At 66.9% G+C, this 17,882-nt stretch carries 16 protein-coding genes and 3 tRNA genes; 4 read left to right on the forward strand and 15 right to left on the reverse strand.

The annotated features are described in order from the left end of the window. Window positions 1-71: 71 nt before the first annotated feature. Window positions 72-148 (reverse strand) — tRNA-Arg (locus tag BM43_RS28160). A gap of 62 nt (window positions 149-210) precedes the next feature. Continuing rightward, window positions 211-287: transfer RNA gene (locus BM43_RS28165), tRNA-Arg, on the reverse strand. A 139-nt stretch (window positions 288-426) separates the two neighbouring features. Between BM43_RS28165 and greB the strand changes: the two genes are divergently transcribed. After that, on the forward strand, window positions 427-987 hold the full coding sequence (gene greB, locus BM43_RS28170) for a transcription elongation factor GreB (protein WP_013696954.1): 561 nt from the start codon (window positions 427-429) through the stop codon (window positions 985-987). Between the two features lie 92 nt (window positions 988-1,079). Here greB and BM43_RS28175 read toward each other — a convergent pair whose 3' ends face one another. Both BM43_RS28175 and BM43_RS39480 read right to left on the reverse strand, forming a co-directional pair. After that, the gene (locus BM43_RS28175; protein WP_013696955.1) at window positions 1,080-2,231 is read right to left on the reverse strand and encodes a porin; all 1,152 of its coding nucleotides are present in this window, start codon (window positions 2,229-2,231) and stop codon (window positions 1,080-1,082) included. A 522-nt stretch (window positions 2,232-2,753) separates the two neighbouring features. Continuing rightward, window positions 2,754-3,008 (reverse strand): hypothetical protein, encoded by a 255-nt coding sequence (locus BM43_RS39480; protein WP_172535108.1) that lies wholly within the window; start codon window positions 3,006-3,008, stop codon window positions 2,754-2,756. A gap of 398 nt (window positions 3,009-3,406) precedes the next feature. Between BM43_RS39480 and BM43_RS28180 the strand changes: the two genes are divergently transcribed. Then, window positions 3,407-3,610 (forward strand): cold-shock protein, encoded by a 204-nt coding sequence (locus BM43_RS28180; RefSeq protein ID WP_013696958.1) that lies wholly within the window; start codon window positions 3,407-3,409, stop codon window positions 3,608-3,610. 165 nt (window positions 3,611-3,775) lie between these two features. Then, on the forward strand, window positions 3,776-4,942 hold the full coding sequence (locus tag BM43_RS28185; RefSeq protein ID WP_036052438.1) for an exonuclease domain-containing protein: 1,167 nt from the start codon (window positions 3,776-3,778) through the stop codon (window positions 4,940-4,942). Between the two features lie 44 nt (window positions 4,943-4,986). Here the strand turns inward: BM43_RS28185 and BM43_RS28190 are convergent, their stop codons facing one another. The 7 genes from BM43_RS28190 to pepN all read right to left on the reverse strand — a co-directional run bounded on the left by BM43_RS28190 (window position 4,987) and on the right by pepN (window position 11,502). After that, on the reverse strand, window positions 4,987-5,580 hold the full coding sequence (locus tag BM43_RS28190) for a chorismate mutase (RefSeq protein WP_036053691.1): 594 nt from the start codon (window positions 5,578-5,580) through the stop codon (window positions 4,987-4,989). Window positions 5,581-5,799: 219 nt separating this feature from the next. Further along, window positions 5,800-5,946 carry a hypothetical protein gene (locus BM43_RS41780; RefSeq protein WP_013696961.1) on the reverse strand — a complete coding sequence of 49 codons (147 nt, stop codon included), beginning with the start codon at window positions 5,944-5,946 and terminating at the stop codon, window positions 5,800-5,802. A 418-nt stretch (window positions 5,947-6,364) separates the two neighbouring features. Continuing rightward, window positions 6,365-6,616 carry a GlsB/YeaQ/YmgE family stress response membrane protein gene (locus tag BM43_RS28200; RefSeq protein WP_013696962.1) on the reverse strand — a complete coding sequence of 84 codons (252 nt, stop codon included), beginning with the start codon at window positions 6,614-6,616 and terminating at the stop codon, window positions 6,365-6,367. Window positions 6,617-6,942: 326 nt separating this feature from the next. Next, window positions 6,943-7,018, reverse strand: a tRNA-Thr gene (locus BM43_RS28205). A gap of 314 nt (window positions 7,019-7,332) precedes the next feature. Further along, window positions 7,333-8,352, reverse strand: a complete 1,020-nt coding sequence (locus BM43_RS28210; RefSeq protein ID WP_036037584.1) for a class 1 fructose-bisphosphatase — start codon at window positions 8,350-8,352, stop codon at window positions 7,333-7,335. A 124-nt stretch (window positions 8,353-8,476) separates the two neighbouring features. Continuing rightward, window positions 8,477-8,638, reverse strand: a complete 162-nt coding sequence (locus tag BM43_RS41405; RefSeq protein WP_155296529.1) for a hypothetical protein — start codon at window positions 8,636-8,638, stop codon at window positions 8,477-8,479. Between the two features lie 161 nt (window positions 8,639-8,799). Continuing rightward, entirely contained in the window at window positions 8,800-11,502 is a 2,703-nt protein-coding gene (gene pepN, locus BM43_RS28215; protein WP_036052437.1) for an aminopeptidase N, read from the reverse strand. 204 nt (window positions 11,503-11,706) lie between these two features. Between pepN and BM43_RS28220 the strand changes: the two genes are divergently transcribed. Further along, window positions 11,707-12,420, forward strand: a complete 714-nt coding sequence (locus BM43_RS28220; RefSeq protein ID WP_036052435.1) for a DUF4136 domain-containing protein — start codon at window positions 11,707-11,709, stop codon at window positions 12,418-12,420. 183 nt (window positions 12,421-12,603) lie between these two features. On the opposite strand, the gene guaD is transcribed toward BM43_RS28220, so the two are convergent. From guaD to xdhC, 4 genes are all read right to left on the reverse strand, one after another. Beyond that, window positions 12,604-13,929: a guanine deaminase gene (gene guaD, locus BM43_RS28225; RefSeq protein WP_036052433.1), complete on the reverse strand. Its 1,326-nt coding sequence runs from the start codon at window positions 13,927-13,929 to the stop codon at window positions 12,604-12,606. 37 nt (window positions 13,930-13,966) lie between these two features. After that, complete coding sequence (locus BM43_RS28230; RefSeq protein WP_036052432.1) at window positions 13,967-15,343, reverse strand: NCS2 family permease; 1,377 nt, start codon at window positions 15,341-15,343, stop codon at window positions 13,967-13,969. Between the two features lie 97 nt (window positions 15,344-15,440). Next, on the reverse strand, window positions 15,441-16,466 hold the full coding sequence (locus tag BM43_RS28235; protein ID WP_013696968.1) for an adenosine deaminase: 1,026 nt from the start codon (window positions 16,464-16,466) through the stop codon (window positions 15,441-15,443). Between the two features lie 18 nt (window positions 16,467-16,484). Further along, a complete protein-coding gene (gene xdhC, locus BM43_RS28240) occupies window positions 16,485-17,501 on the reverse strand; it encodes a xanthine dehydrogenase accessory protein XdhC (RefSeq protein ID WP_036052430.1) in 1,017 nt (338 codons plus the stop codon). Between the last annotated feature and the right edge of the window lie 381 nt (window positions 17,502-17,882).

Raw genomic sequence — 17,882 nt, forward strand, 5'->3', positions numbered from 1 at the left:
TCGGCGCCGAGGGATACGGAAAGACGGCCAGGAAAACAAAAGGGCCTTCCCGGAGGAAGGCCCTTCAAAGATGGCGCGGCTGGCAGGATTCGAACCCACGACCCCTTGGTTCGTAGCCAAGTACTCTATCCAACTGAGCTACAGCCGCACGCAAAACGGTACTGCTTTGTTACTGCCGGGCAACCCCGTAGGACTGCTCGTTTGAAAAGGTGGCGCGGCTGGCAGGATTCGAACCCACGACCCCTTGGTTCGTAGCCAAGTACTCTATCCAACTGAGCTACAGCCGCACGCAGAAGTGAGAATATAGCAAGGATTTTGGGGAAAGGGAAGGGATTGGCCACAATTTCTTCACGAGCGGGTTTTATGTCCCTTTCGTGTACCCTTGGAGATTCCCTTACGCAGGCCTGGAGCCGAGTCGGAAACAGCATGAACAAGGCGTTTGTTAAGGAATCGGACGGCGATGACGACGATCTCGACCACGCGCAGCCGGCCATCCCCGCCGGCGCGAAGAACTACATCACGCCGGCCGGCCACAAGCGGTTGCGTGACGAGCTGCTGCACCTGATCGACGAGGAGCGTCCCGAGGTCGTCAAGCTGGTTTCCTGGGCTGCGTCCAACGGTGACCGTTCCGAGAACGGCGACTACATCTACGGCAAGCGGCGGCTGCGCGAGATCGACCGCCGCATCCGCTTCCTGACCAAGCGGCTGGATCTCGCCGAGGTGGTCGACGCGAGCCGGCAGGAGAGCGCCGACCAGGTGTTCTTCGGCGCGACCGTCGACTACGCCACCGAGGACGGCGAGGATCACACCATCACGATCGTCGGCGTCGACGAGGTCGACCTCGATCACGGCCACGTCAGCTGGGTTTCGCCGATCGCGCGGGCGCTGCTGAAGGCGCGTATCGGCGACACCGTCACGCTGATGACGCCGGCCGGCCCGCAGCCGATCGACGTGCTCGACGTGCGCTACCCGGCGCCAGCTGCCTGAACCGCGTTCGGCTTGGCATCGAGCCTCCTCCGGCATGCAAAAAAACAAAAGCGCCCCGCGGGGCGCTTTTGTGATTGCGGAGCCGCTTCGTATCAGAAGCGGTGGCGCAGGCCGGCCGTGACGGCGATCTGCTTGTTGGTCGACGAAGCGCCGCCCAGGCCGTTGACGTAGGCGCCCAGCGCCAGGCCATCGGTGCTGACGTGCTGGTATTCGCCCTGCAGGTACACGTCGGTGCGCTTGGACAGCGCGTACGAGGTCTGCAGGTTGAACTGGTTCCAGCCCGGATGACGGCCGTCGAGGAAGCCGGCCGTGTAGGTCCACGAACCCGCCACCGACAGCGCCGGCGTCAGCGCGTAACGCGCGTTCACTTCGTAGTTGTTGAAGCGGGCGAAGGTGCCGTCCAGCGTGATGCCGGCCGAGGTACCCGAAGCGCCGCCGCCGATGCCGAGCGCGCGATTCACGCGCGTCTGCGTGAACACGAAGCCCGCCGTGGCTGGACCGAAGGTGTAGGTCAGGCCGCCACCGAACACGCGCTGACGCTTGCCGACGAAGGTGTTGTCGCCGGCGACGGCGCCGGCCGCGTTCGACACCGCCGGCGCGGTCAGGCCGTTGATGTCGTTGTTCAGCTGCATGTAGCCGGCTGCCAGGTTGAAGCCCAGGTAGCTGTACGACACGCCGCCGCTGAACACGCGGTTGTTCGAGAACTGGCTGCTGTTCGAGAACCCGTACAAGCCGCCGAACTTCAGGCCGTTCCAGTTGACGCTGGTGTACTTGACCGAGTTGTTGACGCGGAACGAGTTGTTGAGGTTGTCGTTGTCGAACGGGTGGGCGAACTGCGTGCCGCCGTACTGCGTGCCGGTCAGCGACAGCGGCCCGATGAAGTCCACCACGCTGTCGTACTGGCGGCCAAGCGTGACCGAGCCGAACTGCGTGTGGCCCAGGCCAACGAAGGCCTGGCGGCCGAACTCGCGGCCGTTCTGCTTGAGCGTGCCGTTATTGATGCCGAAGCCGTTTTCCAACACGAAGATCGCCTTCAGGCCGCCGCCGAGATCCTCGTTGCCGCGCAGGCCCCAACGGCTGCCGTTGACCGAGCCGCTGGTTTCCGACCAGGAGCTGTGGCCGCCCTGGTTGTTGGTATAGGTGATGCCGGCGTCGATCAGGCCGTACAGGGTCACGCTGCTTTGCGCATGGGCGGCGGTCGCGAAGACACCGGTGAGCGCCGCTGCGATCAGAGTCTTTTTCATTGATTCCTCTCCATCAGATAGAGGAGGCAAGCTCCCCCTGATTCATCGAGATAGTGGCCATCACCGTAGGCGGCGTGGCATGTCGAGGGTGGCGCCACAGGGCGCCGCAAATCTCCAAACCCGAGCGCAGTGTCGAGCGAGCGACCGGCTCGCGTCGATTGCACTTTAAGCAATAATGAATTTAAGTTTGAGAAATGGTCGGGGATCGTCCGCAAACCGTTGTCAGGCAAGGCTCAGCGGCCGTTGCGGGAAAACGGCGAGGAGCGCGAAGCGATTTTTACGTTGCGCGATGGATACAAAATGGGGGAGGGAAGTGGAGGCAATCATCGGCGCTGATGATTGTTGAGGCTTCGACAATAGAGGTTTGTGAAGACCACCGATAATGGCGCGCGATGCAATCGCTATACTGAGACCTCTGCTTTTCGAAGCAGACTTTTTCGTTGACGGAAAAGATCTCCAAACCTTTGTTAGCGCGACTTTCCGGTCGCGCTTTTTTTTGTTCGTATCCTGGCGAGGCGTAGCTCAGTGGCGGCGCCGCTTCGGCGAACTTGTGTCGCGGATGTCGTCCTGCGGCATAGACAGCGGCTGCGCCCAGTCTTCCATCACGTAGTGACGTGCATCGAGCGGCGAGGCGAGCAGGTTCTGCCAATGGTCGCCGTGCCAGGTCGTATCGAATTCGACGCCGAATGACTGAGCCGAGGTTGCTGCCGGAGTGATTGTTTTATGGCGTCGCAGCATGCCGAGTCGATGTACCAGTCGTTTCATTTGGTCGAGCAACATATTCACCCCCTGTACTTCCATGGCATCCTCAGCTTCGCAAAACAGAATGAGAGCAACAACCCGGAAAAATACCAAGCCATGGATTTTTTACTGCTTCGGTATTTTTTGCTTTTTTGTTAATGGGCCTGTGTTTTCCTAGTAATAATGACAGGTTTTCATCGGCTAATTGGTGCATTTTGCCGGGGGTGTATCGTTTCCATCCGGATCGACGTCAAGCCGAATAAGAAGATGTGAAGAATTTTCTTGACGAGCCTGGATCGTCCCATTTATAAAAGCACCACGAAGTCTGCGGTGCTTACTGCTCATTGTCCACAAGGTTTGGCGGGGCCGGGGCTTTCGGTGACGGCACTCACGGGTTGCTCGTTTTATTTAAAATCGTTTGGGGAATCAGGAATATGGATACCGGTATCGTGAAATGGTTTAACGATGCTAAGGGCTTCGGCTTTATCACGTCCGACAACGGTGGCGAAGATCTGTTCGCGCACTTCTCGGAAATCAAGATGGACGGCTTCAAGACGCTGAAGGAAAACCAACGCGTTTCGTTCGACGTCAAGACCGGCCCGAAGGGCAAGCAGGCTGCCAATATCCAGGCTGTCTGATTCGGGTTGTCCCCTGACGGGTTAACCCGGTATTTTCCGGTAGTTGATTCTCAGGTCGATCCGATATCGAGCCCCCGCCTTTGGCGGGGGCTTTGTTTTTGGCGGGTAGAATCGACACCGTGCGCATGCTCGCGCTTCTTCCACCCGGTATCGTTTTCCGCAGACATGCTCGATTCGTCCTCGTCATACCCCGCCATCGACGGCCCGCTCGCCTTCGTCGATCTCGAAACGACCGGCGGATCCGCCGCCGATCACCGGATCACCGAGATCGGCGTGGTCGAGGTCGGGCCGCAAGGGGTGTCCACCTGGACCTCGCTGATCGATCCCCAGCAGCCGATCCCCGCCTTCATCCAGCAGCTCACCGGCATCAGCGACGAGATGGTGCGTGGCGCGCCCACTTTCGCCTCGATCGCGGCCGAGCTGTTCGCGCGGCTCGAGGGCAGGCTCTTCATCGCCCACAACGCCAGCTTCGATCGCGGTTTCCTGCGCGCGGAGTTCGAGCGGGCCGGATTCGCCTTCAATCCCGACATGCTCTGCACCGTGCGCCTGTCGCGCGCGCTGTTTCCGCGCGAGTCGCGCCACGGGCTCGACGCGCTGATCGAGCGGCATGCGCTGGTGCCGAATGCGCGCCATCGCGCACTGGCCGATGCGGACCTGGTCTGGCAGTTCTGGCAGCGCCTGCCGTCGTTGGTGCCGCCCGAGCGGCTCGACGAACAGATCGCGCTGACCACGCGGCGTTTCCGCCTGACGGGCGACCTGACCGAGGACGATCTCGAGCGGGCGCCGGCCGGCTTCGGTGCCTACGCGCTGTTCGGCGAGGGGGATGCGCCCTTGTTCGTCGGGCGCAGCGTGCGCGTGCGCAACCGCCTGCGCGCGTTGCTGGGCGGCGAGCGGCGTTCGGCCAGGGAGCGGCGGCTCGCCGAGCAGGTGCGGCGCGTCGAATGGCGTGAAACGGGAGGAGAGCTGGGCGCAATGCTGGCGGAGACGGCCTGGATCGCCGAACTGTCGCCGGCCTTCAATCGCAAGGCGGGCAGCAAGGCCGCCGACGCCCGCCGCGGCTTGAGCTCGGCGGGCACGCCCTGGCCGTTCGACGGGCCGGTCGCGATCGTCGAGGGCGGCGAGCGCGCCGTCTATCATGTGATCGACCGCTGGCGTTATCTCGGTACGACCCCGGATCTGTCGAAGGCAGCGGCGCTGGCGGCGGCGTCTTCCGCCGGCGACGATCCCTTCAACGCCAGCCTGTGCCGGATCCTGCAGACGCACCTGGCGCGCGGCCTGGCGACGGTGCTCCTGGCGCCGAGCGCGGCGGCCGTCGCATCGGTCGACGATTAGGCCGGCACCGCCCCGGGTCCGCTTCGGCCGGGCGGCCGCGTTCTTCAGCCGATGGCGCTCGCGCCGCCACCCGAGCAGACGTGCGAGAGCGCCGTGTCGAGCGCCGGCGACTGCCGCGAGTCATAGCGCGTCAAGGTTTTCCAGTTGGCGATGCTGCGCGCCACGCGCGCCTGGCAATCGGGCGCCTCGCGCAGCGGCGCGACGCGCGCGAGCGCGGCGATCATCGACTGGGTGAGCTTGTCGAACTGCGGGCGCGTGGTGGTGGCGAGATCGGGCGGCGTGCCCGCGGGCGCCTGACTGGCGCGCCAGCTCGCGAACAGCGCGTTCTGCATGATCTTGCTCGCCTCGATCTGGTCGGCGAAGAAGGCATGTGCGTAATCGCGGTCGATGCCGGCGCCGACCGCGCGCCGCTCGACGTCGGCGAGCAGCTGGGCCTCGCGCGGCTTGTCCTCGATCGGCTTGTGGTTGGCCCACTTCCACTGCGCCACCGGTTCGGCCAGCGCGATGCGCTGCGAGGCGAGGGCGACCAGGTTGGTCAGCGGGGTGTCGTCGCCGTCGGCGGCGGCCGACAGCGGCAGGCAGGCGAGCAGGGCGGCAAGCGAGGCCGAGGCGATGGCTGTGCGGAACGAGGAAGTCATGGAATCGACGAGCGCCGGCATGGGCCGGACGAAGCGGAAAAGTACGAGGATAAACGAAGACGTCGCGCGCGAGCGGCGCGAGGCGAAGATCAGCGCGCCAGGGCGAGCGCGCCCTCACGGCCGTTGTGGCCGGGGCGGCGCGAGGCGTGCCGAAGGGGGAGGCGGTGCAGGCGCAAGGAAGCGGTCGCGAGGCGACGCGTCACGATGCTGAACGGGCCCTTACTTCGGGGAGCCGAGCTTGTGCTGCTCGTCGAAGAACGCGCGCACATGATCGGGCAACTCAGCGAGAAACTCGACGGCCACCGGCTCCGGGTCCGGGCTCATCACTTTCTCGGGAGGTGGCATGCGAAGTGGTTTCTCATCCATGATCAATCTCCTTGCGGTGACTCGATTATCGATCGCTTATCTCGATTTTTTCCAGCGGGGAATCGTTTCATTTTGTCGATGTTGCTTAAACCGCACACACGCCGTGATTTTGTCGGATCAGGCCCAGGCCTGCAGGGACGAATTCGATGCGCGCGCATCGAATTCGTCTGGTCACGCCCGGCGGATCTCCGGGTAAACGCGCTGCCGCAAGGCGCTGCGGCCCGAGGCCGGATTGGGCGAACGCGACGCGCGTGAGGTCGGGCGCAAGCGACGTGCCCTCGGCTCGCGGAGGTGGGAGAGGCAATCGGGAGTCGGCGGAGGCGGAATCGGGGAGGATCGCCGGGCCTTGCGCGGCCGGCGGTGGAGGCGCCGGCCCGGCGCGCCGATCGATCGGGCGCCGGGCGGCGAGGCAGGCAGTTTATGCGCGCCTGAACAGCCGGATGATGAACAGCAGGATGACGGCGCCGATCACCGCGACGATGATCGAGGCGAAGAAGCCGCTGCCGACGCTGATGCCGAGCACGCCGGCCAGCCAGCCGCCGATCACGGCACCGACGATGCCGACGATGATGTCGACGATCAGCCCGAAGCCGCCGCCCTTCACGAGCAGGCCGGCGAGCCAGCCGGCGATCGCGCCGATGATGAGCCACATAATCAAGCCATGAGCCATGGTGGTTCTCTCCTGTTGGATTGTTTGCTGCGAAACGAACCGGCCGCGGGCATCGAGATGCGGGTGACAGCCGTGGGCTGTCGGCTCCGGCCCGTTGCCCACGCAATGTACTGCAATAGACGGGTCAGGAGCGTTAAGTAATGTTAGACAGCGCGCGAGGGAGTTACCAAAGGTTTTTTCGGCCGGAACGGCCGGTCCGGACGATATTTCTCGATCTTTCGGCAGCCTTTCTGGACGGCCGCAAGGCAGGGGGGCGGGAGAAGAACGGCGGAAGCCGGAAAGCAAAAAGCCCGATCACGAGGATCGGGCTTTTTGCTTGATTCTGATGGTGCCGGAGATAGGAGTCGAACCTACGACCTTCGCATTACGAATGCGCTGCTCTACCAACTGAGCTACACCGGCAACAAAGAAGTGAAATTATAGGGTGATTTCTGCAAGGCTGACAAGAGGTCTGGCGAGAAAATTTTCAAAATCCACGCTGGCGTCGACTAAGTGCTTGATCCTGCAGCACTCGCGTCTCCTTGCCTGCCAAACCACCGGCGCCACCTCGGCCGCTGATCGCCCCGGGCTCGCGATGTCCGTCGCCGGTCATCTGGCCCTGCGTCTCACGACGCGGCGAATTCTACGTTGGAGCGCTTCGGGAGGGAAGCCCTGGCGGGCCTCCCGGAATGATTTTTTGCGGCACCGCCGCAAGCCTTCCGGCGGTGCCGAAGCGCTTACTTCGCGGCCGCTTCCTGGTGGTAGCGGGTCACGCGCTCGACCTCGTTGCGCGAGCCGAGGATCACCGGCACGCGCTGGTGCAGGCCGGTCGGCTGGACCTCGAGGATGCGCTCGCTGCCGGTGGTCGCGGCGCCGCCCGCCTGCTCGACGATGAAGGACATCGGGTTCGCCTCGTACATCAGGCGCAGCTTGCCCGGGCGGTCCGGCGTGCGGGCGTCGGCCGGGTACATGAAGATGCCGCCGCGGTTCAGGATGCGGTGCACGTCGGCCACCATCGAGGCGATCCATCGCATGTTGAAGTTCTCGCCGCGCGGGCCTTCGCTGCCGGCGTTCAGCTCGTCCACGTAGCGCTTGACCGGCTCGTACCAGTGGCGCGCGTTCGAGGCGTTGATCGCGTATTCGCGCGTATCGGCCGGGATCTGCATGTTGCTCTGCGTCAACACCCAGGAGCCGAGTTCGCGGTCGAGCGTGAAGCAGTTCACGCCGTTGCCGGTGGTCAGCACCAGCACCGTCTGCGGGCCATACACCGCGTAGCCGGCCGCGACCTGCTGGGTGCCGGGCTGCAGGAAGGACTGCTCGGTGGCCTGCTGGCCGTCCGGGCAGCGCAGCACCGAGAAGATCGTGCCGATCGAGACGTTGACGTCGATGTTCGAGGAGCCGTCGAGCGGATCGAACACCAGCAGGTATTCGCCGCGCGGGTAGTTCTCGGGGATCGGGAAGAAGGTCTCCATTTCCTCGGAGGCCATCGCGGCGAGGTTGCCGCCCCATTCGTTGGCGTCGAGCAGGATTTCGTTGGAGAGGATGTCGAGCTTCTTCTGCACCTCGCCCTGCACGTTCTCGCTGCCGGCCGTGCCGAGCGCCTCGCCGAGCGCGCCCTTCGAGACGTGGTAGCTGATCGCCTTGCAGGCGCGCGCGACCACTTCGATCAACAGGCGCAGGTCGGCGGGGAGGTTGTGATTCTCACGCTGCTGCTCGATCAGGTATTTCGACAGCGTGGTACGTCGGGAAATGGACATTGCTGAGCTCCGAGAGGCGGGAAAACCGTTGTTTGCCGCAATTTTACCCGCCTCGCCCGGTGCCGCCCCCGGCTTTTTGTGGCGCAGCAGCAATCGCGGCGATCAGGCTGCTGTCATGTCGATGTCACGGCAGCGCGATCTCGGGAAGCGCGGCGGCGGCGCTCGAGTGCATGGCGCGCACGAAATCGACCAGGCGGGGGCGCTGCGAGAAACCCGTCAGCCTTGCCGCGTAAAGCTCGCCCGACGGCCTCGAGCCGTCGGCGTGCGGCACCGGGCAGGCGCTCACGCCATGCCTGTCGAGCTGAGTCGCTGCGGCCCATTGCCGAGCGGCGGAAGCGGATCACGCAGCAGCGGGAACCATGCCCGCCGCGCGACCCGATAAAAAACGGCCGGACCGCGTGAGCGGCCCGGCCGTTCTGCATGGCGGGCGAAGAGAGGGACGCCGGATCAGGCGAGCGCCTTCTCGACGATCTCGCGCACGTCGCGCGACTTGACGCCTGCCGCCACGCGCTCGAGCGCCTCGCGCATGCGCTCGCGCAGCGCCGGCGTGAAGCGGCGCCAGTTTTCCAGCGAACGCGCCAGGCGCGCGGCCACCTGCGGGTTCAGCGCATCGAGCGCGAGCACCTGGTCGGCCCAGAACGCATAACCCGAGCCGTCGGCGGCGTGGAATTGCGCCGGGTTGGCCGCGCAGAAACCGAAGATCAGCGAGCGCGCGCGGTTCGGGTTCTTCAGGTTGAAGGCCGGATGCGCGAGCAGCTCGCGTACCGTGTCCAGCGTCGGATGCTCGGCCGTGCCGCGGCGCGTGGCCTGCATCGAGAACCACTTGTCGATCACCAGCGCTTCCTTCTCGAAGCGTTGATAAAAATCGGCCAGCGCCTGCCGGGCCGGCGCCTCGGCGGCGGCCGAGCCGGCCGAGGCCGACAGCAGCGCGCCGAGCGCGGCAGCGCGGTCGGTCATGTTGTTGGCGCCCTCGTACTGCGCGGTGGCCAGGCGCACCGCCTCGGCGGGTTCCGGCAGCTCGGCCAGGTAGACCAGCGCGAGGTTCTTCAGCGCGCGATGGCCGGCGTCCTCGGGCGTCGGCGCGTACTCGCCCGGCGTGCGATGGCGCTCGTGGATCGCCAGCCATTCGGCGCGCAGCGCCTGGGCCAGGCGGCCGCGCACGAACTGGCGCGCGCGGTGCACGGCGGCCGGGTTCGCCTCGCGCATCTGGTCGGCCAGGTAGGCCTCGGAGGGCAGGGTCAGCGCCAGTTCGCGGAAGGCCGGCGAGAGCGTGTCGTCGCTCAGCACGCGGCGGAAGGCTTCGACGAAGGCGTCGCCGAGCGCGAGTTCGGCGCCCGCGGCGGCTTGCTCGGCGAGCGTGAGCAGGGCCCGCGTGGCCAGGCGCTGGCCGGCTTCCCAGCGGTTGAACGGATCGCTGTCGTGGGCCAGCAGGAAGGCGAGCTCCTCCTCGCGATAGTCGTACTCGACGATCACCGGCGCCGAGAAGTTGCGCAGCAGCGAGGGCAGCGGCGCGGCCGGCACGTCGACGAAGGTGTACGTGGCCTCGGTCTCGGTCAGCTCCAGCACGCGCGTGGTGGCGCCGGCGGCGGCCTCGCCGTCCAGGCGCAGCGGCAGGTCCTGGCCGTCGGGGCCGATCAGGCCGATCGCGAACGGGATCAGCAGCGGCCCGGTCTGGGTCTCGCGAGCGGCCGGCGAGGCCTCGCCGTAACCCTGGCGCAGCGTCACCGTGTAGCGCTTGGCGGCGGCGTCGTAGGCGGTCCTGACCGTCACGCGCGGCGTGCCGGCCTGGCTGTACCAGCGCTCGAACTGGGCCAGGTCGCGGCCATTGGCGTCGGCCATCGCGTGGCGGAAGTCGTCGCAGGTGACGGCCTGGCCGTCGTGGCGCTCGAAGTAGAGATCCATGCCGCGCCGGAAGCCGTCGCGGCCGAACAGGGTCTGGTACATCCGCACGACTTCCGAGCCTTTTTCATAGACCGTCATCGTGTAGAAGTTGTTGATCTCGACATAGCTCTCGGGACGCACCGGATGCGCCATCGGGCCCGCGTCCTCGGCGAACTGCAACTGGCGCAGCACGCGCACGTCCTCGATGCGCTTGACCGCGCGCGCGCCGGCGTCGTCGGCCTCGCCGGCCGACATGTCGGCCGAGAACTCCTGGTCGCGGAACACCGTCAGGCCTTCCTTCAGGCTCAGCTGGAACCAGTCGCGGCAGGTCACGCGGTTGCCGGTCCAGTTGTGGAAGTACTCGTGGCCGACCACCGCCTCGATATTGGCGAAGTCGACGTCGGTGGCCGTCTCGGGATTGGCCAGCACGTACTTCGTGTTGAAGATGTTGAGCCCCTTGTTCTCCATCGCGCCCATGTTGAAATCGCCGACCGCCACGATCATGAAGCGGTCGAGATCGAGCTCCAGGCCGAAGCGCCGCTCGTCCCAGTGGATCGAGTGGATCAGCGAATCCATCGCGTGGCGGGTCTTGTCGAGGTCATGCGGCTCGACCCAGACCTGCAGCAGCTTCTTCGCGCCCGAGGCGGCGGTGATGGTCTCCTCGATCGCGACCAGCTTGCCCGCCACCAGCGCGAACAGGTAGCTGGGCTTGCGGAACGGGTCTTCCCACTTGGCGAAGTGACGGCCCTCGGGCAGCTCGCCCGAATCGACCAGGTTGCCGTTGGACAGCAGCACCGGGTAGGCGCGCCTGTCGGCGCGCAGCGTGACCGTGTAGGTCGCCATCACGTCGGGGCGGTCGAGGAAGTAGGTGATGCGGCGAAAGCCTTCCGCCTCGCACTGCGTGAAGAAGTTGCCGCTCGACACGTAGAGGCCCGACAGCGTGGTGTTGCCGGCCGGCGCGCAGGCGCTGTCGATCGACAGCTCGAAGGCGTCCGGCAGGTTCTCGACCGTCAGGCCGTGCTCGTGGGCGCGCACCGCGTCCACCGGCTGGCCGTTCACGCGCGCGGCGATGAATTCCAGCGATTCGCCGAGCAGTTCGAGATGCGGCGTGGGCGCGGCGTCGGGGTTGCGGCGCACGCGCATGGTGTTGCGCACCACCGTGCGCTCGGGCACCAGGTCGAATTCGAGCTCGACGCTGTCGATGAGGAACGCGGGCGGCGTGTAGTCGGCGCGGCGGATCACGGTGGATTGGGCAGCTGTATCGGACATGTCGTGCGTGGGCGTAGGAGTTCGTAAACCGGGAAATGCGCCGACCCGCTCGTGACGGGGGCGTGCGTGCATTGTACAAAGGGTTCGGATGTTGCGCGGACCGAACTTTCCGCCGGCCGGCGGGTCTGCCTGATGTCCCGGTGGGCGGCGCGCAGCGTATGATCGCGGTGCGCCCGCCGGGCGTCATCGAACACGAGGATCCAGATGAAAGCGAATCGTACGTTCCGCGCCGCCCTGTGGCTCGCGAGCGCCTGTGTCGTGCTGCTGTCGGGCTGCGCGAGCTATGTGAGCACCCAGGTCACGGCCTTCTCCGACTGGAGCGGCAGCGACGCGACCCGTACCTACGCCTTCACGCGCGACCAGGACGAGCAGAACAGCCTGGAGCAGGCCACCTACGAGAACATCGTCGCCAACGAACTGTCGACGCTCGCGTTCCGGCGCGTGCCGGCCGCCCAGGCGCGCTACCTGGTGGCGCTCGCCTACGGCATCAAGGGCGACCTGGTGAACGTGCCGCAGCCGGTCTACTACGATCCCTGGATCGGGCCTGGCCCTTACTGGCGCGGCGCCGGCGCCTGGGGCGGCTTCGGTCCCTGGGGCCCGTTCCCGGCCGGCTACGTGAGCCAGACCTACCGCGTCTACGAACGCTCGCTGACGATCCGCATCACCGAGCGCGGCACCGGCCGCGAGGTCTACAACGTCAGCGCGCGCAATTCGGGCGGCGGCGGTTCGCTGGTGACGGCGATGCCCTACTTGGCCCGCTCGGCGCTGGCCGACTTCCCGCTCGGCAACGGCTCGACGCGCACCGTGCGCCTGCCGGTGGACCGCAACGGCGGCGGCCCGGCCGCGCCGGCCTCGAACGAGCGCGCGGTGCCGGCTGCCGCGGCTTCCGGCGCCGCGCCGGCGGCCGCCGCGAAATAAGGCGGCACGGCGCAAGGCGGCGCGGCGGCGCCCGGCCGGGCGCCGATACGGCCCGCTGCTCCAAACCCCGATCGTCGAAATCCGATCTTCAAAAAGCAGGGCCCGACGCGAGATGTCGCGTCGGGCCCAGTCTTCATCCGGATTCCTCAGCGAACGCCGGCTGCGCCGGCGTCCGATCCCGCATCAGGCGAGCGCCGCCTCCGCTTGCCGTGCCGCATCGCGCTCGTGCACGCAACGGCCGGCCGCGTAGGTGCTGTGCACGGCGCGGTCGTCGCCGAGCATGGCAAGCGCGAACAGCAGCTCCTCCAGCGTCTCGGCGCGCGCGGTGCGGCGCGCCAGCAGCGGCGTGGCGCGTGGGTCGAGCACCACGAAGTCGGCTTCCGAGCGCGGCGCCAGGGTGCCGACCTGGTCATCCAGCGCGAGCGCCTGCGCGGCGCCGGCCGTGGCCAGCCAGAACATGCGCGTGGCCGTGAGGTGATAACCCGACAGCCGCGCCACCTTGTGCGCCTCGTTCATGGTCTGCAGCATCGAGAACGAGGTGCCGCCGCCCACGTCGGTGGCCAGCGACAGCGACGCGCGCTGCTCGGTGGCGCGGTCGAAGTCGAACAGGCCGCTGCCGAGGAAGAAGTTCGAGGTCGGGCAATGGGCGATCACCGTGCCGGTCTCGGCGATGCGGCGCCGGTCCTCGTCGTCGAGGTGGATGCAATGGCCGTACACGGCGCGCGGGCGCAGCAGGCCGTGGCGATCGTAGATGTCGAGGTAGCTGCGATGGCCGGGGAACAGCTCGGCCGCCCACTTCACCTCGTCGACGTTCTCGGCCACGTGGCTCTGCACGAACACGTCGGGATGGCGGCGCGCGAGCTCGGCGCAGGCTTCCAGCTGCTCCACCGTCGAGGTCGGCGCGAAGCGCGGCGTGAGCGCGTACATCTGGCGGCCGCGCCCGTGCCAGCGCGTGATCAGCTCGGCGCTGTCGTCGTGGCCCGATTGCGCGGTATCGCGCAGGAATGCCGGGCAATTGCGGTCCATCAGCACCTTGCCGGCGATCATCCGCAGGTTCCTGGCCTCGCTGGCCTCGAAGAAGGCATCGGCCGACTGCTTGTGCACCGTGCAGTAGACCAGCGCCGTGGTGGTGCCGCTGGCCAGCAATTGGTCGACGAAGAAGCCCGCCACCTCGCGCGCATGCTCCGGATCCTCGAAGCGCCGCTCGGTCGGGAAGGTGTAGGTCTCCAGCCAGGGCAGCAGCCCCGGCGCCGGCGACGCGATCATGTCAGTCTGCGGATAGTGGATGTGCGTGTCGATGAAGCCGGGCACGATCAGCTTGTCGCGCAGCGTGGTGAGGTGGGCGTCGGGCGCGAGGCGCCCGGCCAGCGCCGCGTAGGCGCCGGCGGCCACCACCCGGCCGTCCTCGACGATCAGCAGGCCGTCGTCCTCGAGCACGGCGGCGTCGGCGTCGCGGGCCGGGTCTGCGCGAAAGGTCAGCAGCCGGGCGCGGAAGGCGGTTTGGGTCATGAGCGGAACTCCAGCATCGAAAGGGTGAGGCGCGGCATCAAAGCTGCGCGAGCAGCACGCCGGACAACGCGGCGACGATCCACATCGCCGGCTTGATCTCGTGGCGCTTGCCGGTGAACAGCTTGAGCACCACGAAGGCGAGGAAGCCGTAGGCGATGCCGTCGGTGATCGAGTAGGTCAGGGGGATCAGCACCATCGCGATGAAGGCGGGGATCGCCTCGTCGAAGCGATGCCACTCGATCTTGGTGATCGACTCCATCATGAACACGCCCACCAGGATCAGCGCCGGGGCTGTGGCGATCGCCGGCACCAGCGAGAGCAGCGGCGAGAGCACCAGGAAGGGCAGGAAGCAGATCCCGGCCACCACCGCCACCAGCCCGGTGCGCCCGCCCGCCGAGATGCCGGCCGCCGATTCGATGTAGGCGTTGGCGGGGCTGGTGCCCAGCGGCGCCGAGACCACCGCCGAGAACGCGTCGACCATCATCGACTGGCGGATGTTGCGCGGATTGCCGTCGCGATCGATCAGGTTGCCGGCTTCCGAGATCGCCATGAAGGTCGACAGCGCGTCGAAGAAGGCGGTGAACAGCATCACGAAGATGAACGGCCAGTAGGCCACCTTCAGCGCGCCGATCAGGTCGAGCTGGCCGATGCCGGAGAAGTCGGGCGCGGACACCAGGCCGTTCCAGTTGACCAGCGTCCTGGTGGCGATAGCGGCCGGCCAGTAGGCGGTGCCGTCGCCCCAGACACGGCCGATCGGGATCGCCAGCACGGTGGTCACCACGATGCCGATCATCAGCGCGCCGGTCACGCGGCGCACCACCAGCACGGTGGTGACGGCCAGCCCGATCAGGAACGTGACGATCACCGGGTTCAGCGAGGAGGCGTGCACCACGGTGACCGGGTCGCCCACCACGAACTTGGCGTTGACCAGGCCGATCAGGCAGATGAACAGGCCGATCCCGCAGGACACGGCATGGCGCAGGTTGGGCGGGATCGCGTCCACCACCAGCTTGCGCGCGTTGAAGGCGGCCAGCACGGCGAAGATCACACCGGCCCAGAACACGCAGCCGAGCGCGGTCTGCCAGGGCATGCGCCCGCCGTGCACCATCACGAAGGTGAACAGCGCGTTCATGCCCATGCCCGGCGCGACCAGCACCGGGTTGCGCGCGTACAGGCCCATCGCGCAACTGCCGAGGAAGCTGACGATCACGGTGGCGGTCAGCGCGGACGCGAACGGCACGCCTGCCTGGGACAGGATGCCGGGATTGACGACGATGATGTACATCGCCGTCAGGAACGTCGTGATGCCCGCGACGATCTCCGTGCGCAACCGCGAACCGGATTCGCGGATGCCGAAGAAACGGTCGAGCATCGAGCTCGAAGCCGGGGCCTTGCTGCCGTTGTACGTGTCCATCGGAAAAGCTCTCCTCAGTCTCTGTTATGGGAACCACCGTGCGCATGCGTCGAGCGCATGCGCTCAAGGCACCGGCGCTCCCGACAGGACGTGGGCGTCATGCCGGTTGCCAGTGCGAATCGAGCTTCGCGATCAGCGCGGCGCGCTCGGCCTCGGTGACGAAGGACGCCTCGAATCCATTGCGGATCACGGTATAGACGTCCTGGTCCTCGAGGGCGAGCGCGGCCACGGTCGCGAAGTAGTTGTCGTTGACGTAGCCGCCGAAATAGGCCGGATCGTCGGAATTGATGGTGACCGCCACGCCGCTGTCGAGCAGCACCTTCAGGGTGTGCTTGGTCATGTCGTCGAATACCTTGAGCTTCAGGTTCGACAGCGGGCAGACCGTCAGGGCGATGCGCGAATCGGCCAGGCGCGCCACCAGGGCCGCGTCCTCGATGCTGCGCACGCCGTGGTCGACGCGGTCCACCTTGAGCAGGTCGAGCGCCTCGATCACGTAGGCGGGCGGGCCTTCCTCGCCGGCGTGCGCCACCAGCTTCAGGCCCAGCGCGCGGGCGCGGGCGAACACGCGCTCGAACTTCGAGGGCGGGTGGCCCTGCTCGGAGGAGTCGAGGCCGACGCCGATCAGGCGGTGCGAATACTTCTCGAAAAGCGGCAGCGCCGACTCGAAGGTGGCCAGCGCGTCCTCCTCGGACAGGTGGCGCAGGAAGCAGAGGATCAGCTTGCTGGACAGCCCGCGCGCCTCGGCGTCGGCCAGCGCGCGATCGATGCCGGCCACCACGGTCTCGATCGGCACGCCGCGCTCGGTGTGCGTCTGCGGATCGAAGAAGATCTCGGTGTGCACCACCTTGTCGGCCAGCGCGCGCTCCACGTAGGCGGCCGTCATGTCGTAGAAGTCCTGCTCCTGGAGCAGCACGCTCGCGCCCGCGTAGTAGATGTCGAGAAAGGATTGCAGGTCGGTGAACGCGTAGGCCGCGCGCAGCGCCTCGACCGATTCGTAGGCGAGCTTCACGCCGTTGCGCTCGGCGAGCTTGAAGATCAGTTCCGGCTCCAGCGAGCCTTCGATATGGATGTGCAGCTCGGCCTTCGGCGCGAGCGCGATCTTGTTCTGCAGATTCGGGGTCATGGTGTTCTTCTTGGTCGGTCAGGTTTGAGGGGAGGCCGGCACGCCGGCCGCCGGGGCGGCGTGCATGTCGACGACCTGCAGGATCTGCGCGGCCACCGAGATCGCGATGGTCTCGGGAGCCTTGTCGACGATGCCTTCGACGCCGATCGGGCAGCGCATCCGCGCGGTCTGCGCGGGGTCGATGCCGCTCGCGGCGAGGCGCTGTTCGAACTGCACGCGCTTCGACTTCGAGCCGATCATCCCGAAGTATGCATAATCGGCGCGCCGCAGGACGTGCTGGGCCAGCACGAAGTCGAAGGCGTGATCATGCGTCATCACCACGAAGTAGCTGTGCGGCGCGGCCTCGGCCACCGCCTGCTCGGGCGCCTCTCGCGCGTCCACGGCGAGGTTGCCGATGCCGGCCAGCGCCTCGGCGCTCGGGAACGGCGCGTCGCTCGCGTCGATCCAGCGCACCCGGCAGGGCAGGGTGGCCAGCACGCGCACCAGCGCGAGCGCCGCGTGGCTGGTGCCGAACAGCTCCACCGCGAAGGTGTGCGGCGCGATCGTCTCGGTCATCAGCGAGACGTCGCCGGTGCTCCACAGCAGGCAGTCGGCGCGCGTCACGTCGGCTTCCGGCTCGCTGAGCATCACCGGGTCGGGCGAGGGGCCGAAGGCGATGCTGCGCACCGTCGCGTGGCCGGCCGCGACGCGCTTGGCCAGCGAGGTGATCCAGCCCAGGTCGGCGATGTCGAGCCGCTCGAAGGCCAGCGTCACCGCGCCGCCGCAGCACTGGCCCAGGCTCGGGCCGAGCGGCAGCCGCTCGAGGCGGCGCGCGTGCGACAGGTGCGAGCCGTCCTTGAGCAATTGCCGTGCGATCTCGATCGCCTTCCATTCGAGATGGCCGCCGCCGATCGTATGGCGGGCCGTGTCGCGCGTGACCAGCATCTTGGTGCCGGCCTCGCGCGGCACCGAGCCCTCGGCGCGCGCCACCGTGACCAGCACCGCGGCCTCGCCGTGCGCGATCAACTGCTGGACGTCGGTCAACCAGGTTTCCATGGTGTGGGCCTCCGTCGTCAGCGCGCCGCCGCGGCCGCTTGGGGCGCGAGCGTGGGCGGGATGGATGGGACGGCGGGACGGGGCGCCCGGGCAGCGTACCTGGGCAGGCCCTGGGCGGCGCCGGTGCTGGCCCGTTGCGGCGCGTCTCGGACCGGCGCGGGCTGGCGCACGGCGTCAAACGGCCGGTTCGGGGGGATGGCCCGCACGCGGGGCGTGCTGCCTGGGGGACGGATACGGATGGTTTGCGTTGTCATGGTCGATAACAGACATTGCGGATCAGGCGCGCGTTACGCAGGGTCGACAAGCTTCGAGGACTCCAGCCTCGCGCACGTAGATCGCCATCCGGTTTTGACGATAGCACCGCAAATTCCGGGAAATATT

This window comes from Burkholderia gladioli (assembly GCF_000959725.1).
Lineage (GTDB): Bacteria > Pseudomonadota > Gammaproteobacteria > Burkholderiales > Burkholderiaceae > Burkholderia > Burkholderia gladioli.

Bases quoted from the DNA above. Each gene is read 5' to 3' on its own strand.
- pepN (WP_036052437.1), bottom strand. From the start codon at position 11,502: ATGTCCGATACAGCTGCCCAATCCACCGTGATCCGCCGCGCCGACTAC.
- BM43_RS28220 (WP_036052435.1), top strand. From the start codon at position 11,707: ATGAAAGCGAATCGTACGTTCCGCGCCGCCCTGTGGCTCGCGAGCGCC.
- BM43_RS41780 (WP_013696961.1), bottom strand. From the start codon at position 5,946: ATGGATGAGAAACCACTTCGCATGCCACCTCCCGAGAAAGTGATGAGC.
- xdhC (WP_036052430.1), bottom strand. From the start codon at position 17,501: ATGGAAACCTGGTTGACCGACGTCCAGCAGTTGATCGCGCACGGCGAG.
- BM43_RS28180 (WP_013696958.1), top strand. From the start codon at position 3,407: ATGGATACCGGTATCGTGAAATGGTTTAACGATGCTAAGGGCTTCGGC.
- BM43_RS28175 (WP_013696955.1), bottom strand. From the start codon at position 2,231: ATGAAAAAGACTCTGATCGCAGCGGCGCTCACCGGTGTCTTCGCGACC.
- BM43_RS28200 (WP_013696962.1), bottom strand. From the start codon at position 6,616: ATGGCTCATGGCTTGATTATGTGGCTCATCATCGGCGCGATCGCCGGC.
- BM43_RS28190 (WP_036053691.1), bottom strand. From the start codon at position 5,580: ATGACTTCCTCGTTCCGCACAGCCATCGCCTCGGCCTCGCTTGCCGCC.
- guaD (WP_036052433.1), bottom strand. From the start codon at position 13,929: ATGACCCAAACCGCCTTCCGCGCCCGGCTGCTGACCTTTCGCGCAGAC.
- BM43_RS28235 (WP_013696968.1), bottom strand. From the start codon at position 16,466: ATGACCCCGAATCTGCAGAACAAGATCGCGCTCGCGCCGAAGGCCGAG.
- BM43_RS28230 (WP_036052432.1), bottom strand. From the start codon at position 15,343: ATGGACACGTACAACGGCAGCAAGGCCCCGGCTTCGAGCTCGATGCTC.
- BM43_RS28210 (WP_036037584.1), bottom strand. From the start codon at position 8,352: ATGTCCATTTCCCGACGTACCACGCTGTCGAAATACCTGATCGAGCAG.
- BM43_RS28185 (WP_036052438.1), top strand. From the start codon at position 3,776: ATGCTCGATTCGTCCTCGTCATACCCCGCCATCGACGGCCCGCTCGCC.
- greB (WP_013696954.1), top strand. From the start codon at position 427: ATGAACAAGGCGTTTGTTAAGGAATCGGACGGCGATGACGACGATCTC.